The organism is Streptomyces sp. NPDC057654 (genome assembly GCF_042800135.1).
In the GTDB taxonomy this organism is placed as follows: Bacteria; Actinomycetota; Actinomycetes; order Streptomycetales; family Streptomycetaceae; genus Streptomyces.
The window spans coordinates 1-3,362 of the sequence record NZ_JBHVHQ010000917.1; the positions used below are offsets into that span (position 1 = coordinate 1).

Here is a 3,362-nt window from a genome sequence, read left to right on the forward strand (position 1 = left end):
GTCGCAGGCGGCGCGCCAGCCGGGCGGTGGCGCGGTCGAACTCCGCGTACGTCCATACGCGTTCCCGTGTGCGGACGGCCGGGGCGTGCGGCCGGGCGCGTACCTGCCGCGCGAAGAGGTCGACCATCGTCGGCGGTGCCCCGTCGTGCCGGCCGCACAGGGTGAGCGGCCGCATGTCGGTCCATACGCGGTCGACGTGGTCGAGGCACTCCTCCGTGCGGCCGGTGAACCCTTCGGCGCGCCAGCCTGCCGGAAGGTCACGGTCGGCGGGCCAGATCGCGTGCTGTTCCTCGCGGTTCACCACGACGCTGAACTCGCGCTGCTCGTCGTCGAACATGTCGTACGCCGTCCTCCCTCTCGCGCCTCTCACGCTCACGGTCCAGGTCGCTTTTCAGCTCTCCGCGCCCGCGTTCAGGGCCCAGGAGAGCGCCCGCGGGAGCATCGCCTCCCACGCGGCGTAGGTGTGGCCGCCGTCTCCGTACGCGCACTCCACGGCGTGGCCGCGGGATGCCAGTTCCGCTCCCGTGCGCCTGGTGGCGTCCAGTTGGTCGATGCCGTTGTCGAGGACCGTCTCCGCCTCCTCGTGGCTCGCGGAGAGGAAGAACCGGGCGGGCGGGGGTTCGGCGGCGGTCGCGGGGGCGAGACGGTGGTCGGTCAGCGGGCCCGACAGGCCCACGGCTCCGTCGAAGCTCTCCGGGCGGCGCAGTGCGGCGCGTACCGCCGTGACCGCGCCCAGGCTCGCGCCGACCGCCGTGGCCCGTCCGCCCCGCCACCGTCCACCGAGCCGCTCGTGCAGGTACGGGGCCAGTTCGTCGGCGAGCAGGTCGACGAACGTGTCGTCGAGCAGCTCCCGGTTGCGGGCCGACCACTCGGTGGGGCTCACGAACAGCGCGGCCGTCGCCGGGATCCGGCCTTCGAGGGCCAGCCGTTCCAGGATCGCGGGGAGCCGCATGACGTCGGCGAACTCGGAGCCGTCGAGCACGATCAGCGTCCGCTCGACGACTTCCGGCTCCCCGGCGGGAAGGAACAGGTCGAGCCTGCGCGTACCGGCGAACCGCTTCCCGTGCCACCGCAGTTGAGTGAGGCGGTCCTCGCGGGAGGCGGCGCCGGGGTCCGGGGCGCTCTCCCGGAGGACCGCGGCGGCGTAGGCGGCGGGGGTGCGGTGCGCCATCATCAGCCGCAGCGGGATCTCGCGGCCGAGCAGCCGCCGGATCGCCGCGGTCGCGCGCGGCACGAGCAGGGAGTGGCCGCCCTGGGCGAAGAAGTCCGCTGTGGCGGGCACCGTCCGGCCGAGCACCTCGGACCATGCCTCGGCCACCCGCGCCTCCAGCCCGGTCGTCGGCGCGGCCTCCGGCTCGGCGGCGACGACCGGCGGCAGCGCGGCGCGGTCGACCTTGTTGTGGGCCGTGAACGGGATGCGCGGCACCTCGACGATGTGGTCGGGGAGCATGTAGGCGGGCAGCGTGGCGCCGAGTCTGTCGCGCAGCGCGGCCGCGTCCACGGGCCCGGTCGCCACCACGTACGCGACGAGGGCCGGGCCGGTGTCCATCTCGGTCCGCAGGACGACGCACGAGCTGATGCCGGGCTCGCGCAGCAGGACGTGCTCGATCTCGCTCGTCTCGATGCGGAAGCCGCGGATCTTCACCTGCGTGTCGCCGCGCCCGAGGAAGTCGACGGCGCCGCCCGGCAGATACCGCCCGAGGTCCCCGGTGCGGTACATCCGGGAGCCGGGCGGTCCGAACGGGTCGGGGACGAACGCCGTCGCGGTCGCCCCGGGGCGCCCGTGGTAGCCGCGGGCCAGCCCGTCGCCCGCGAGGTGGATCTCGCCCCGCATGCCGACGGCCGCGGGCCGCAGGTTCCGGTCCAGCACGTAGACGCGCGTGTACGGAATGGCGTGCCCGAGGGGCACCCGGCCCGCCCACGAGCCGGCGTGGAAGACGGTGGCCAGCACCGTGCACTCGGTCGGCCCGTAGGACGCGGTGATACGGCAGCCCGGCAGCGCCTCGCGGGCCGCGGCGAAGCTCTTCGGGTTGACCACGTCACCGCCGACGATCAGCTGACGCAGCCCGGCGAACGCGCCGATGCCGCGTTCCACCAGCAGGTCGAGCTGTGGAGAGACCAACTTGAGCGTGGTCACGCCATGTTCGCGCACCAACCGGTCCAAGTCGTCGAGGAGGGTTCCGGTGTCGGTGACCACCACGCAGCCGCCGTGTGCCAGCGGCGTCCACTCCAGGACGGCGACGTCGAACGTGAGCGGCCCGCACTGCATGAACGTGGCGCCGGGTCCGATGTCGAGGTAGCCGGCCGCGCCCGCCGTCAGCCTGCCGAGCGCCCGGTGTGTTACCGCCACCGACTTGGGCGTCCCCGTCGATCCCGACGTCGAGATGAGGTAGGCGAGGTTGTCGGGTCTCGCGGCGGGCGGCAGGTTCGCGGAGTCGTAGCCGCTCAGGTCGGGTTGTCCTGCGCCGCCGTACACCAGCGTCGGCGCCGCTCCCTGGGGGAGCCGGTCGCGCGGCGCGGGGCTGACGACGGCGAGGACCGCGTCGGCGTCCGCCAGCAGACGGCGCAGCCGGCCGGTGGGATGGTCCGGGTCGAGCGGGAGGTAGGCGGCGCCGGTCTTGGCGACGGCGAGCAGCACCACGAACCGCTCGACGGTCGTGTCCAGGCAGACGGCGACGACGCGTTCGGGCCCCGCGCCGAGCGTGCGCAGGTGCCGGGCCAGCCGGTTCGCGCGCGCGTTGAGCTCCCCGTACGAGAGCACGCCTGCCGCGCCGGCCACGGCCGGGGCCGACGGGCGGCTCGCCGCCTGTACCTGTACGCGCTCGACGATCGTGGCGTCCGGGGCCGGTGTCGTGTCGTTGCCGGCGTGCAGAAGTTTGCGCTCGGCCTCGTCCACCAGCGTCATCTCGTGCAGCGCGGTACGGGGGTTCGTCACGCCCTGTTCGAGCAGCCGGATGTAGCCCGCCGCGAGTGCGGCGATCGGCTCCTCGTCGAACAGCGCCGAGCGGTATACGAACGTGGCGCGCAGCCGGCCGTCGACGACCTGGGTGGTGAGCGACAGGTCGAAGCGCGCGGTCACCGGCAGTTCGGGGTGCCACCACGTCGGTGCGTCCTGTGCCTCGGCGAGGCTCACCCGGTCGCCCGCGTGGTTCATCACGACGTCGAAGACCGGGTTGCGCCCGGCGTCGTGGCCTGCGCCGAGCTGTTCGAAGGGCACGTCCTGGTCGGCTTCGGCCGCCATCCAGGCGTCCCGTGTGCGGGTCACGACGTCGCGGAAGGTCGGTGACTTCCCGGAGAGGTCGACCCGCAGCGCCACGGTGTTGACGAAGAAGCCGACCAGATCGCGCAGATCGGGGTGCGGG

General features: G+C 73.8%; 1 protein-coding gene and 1 pseudogene. Both read right to left on the reverse strand.

The window, feature by feature from the left end; translation table 11 throughout:
* Positions 1-157: 157 nt before the first annotated feature.
* Positions 158-337 (reverse strand): annotated as a pseudogene (locus ACFU99_RS38240) (MbtH family protein); the annotation flags it as partial.
* 54 nt (positions 338-391) lie between these two features.
* Positions 392-3,362 (reverse strand): amino acid adenylation domain-containing protein (locus ACFU99_RS38245; RefSeq protein WP_384401685.1); only part of this gene is annotated, 2,971 nt, incomplete at its 5' end.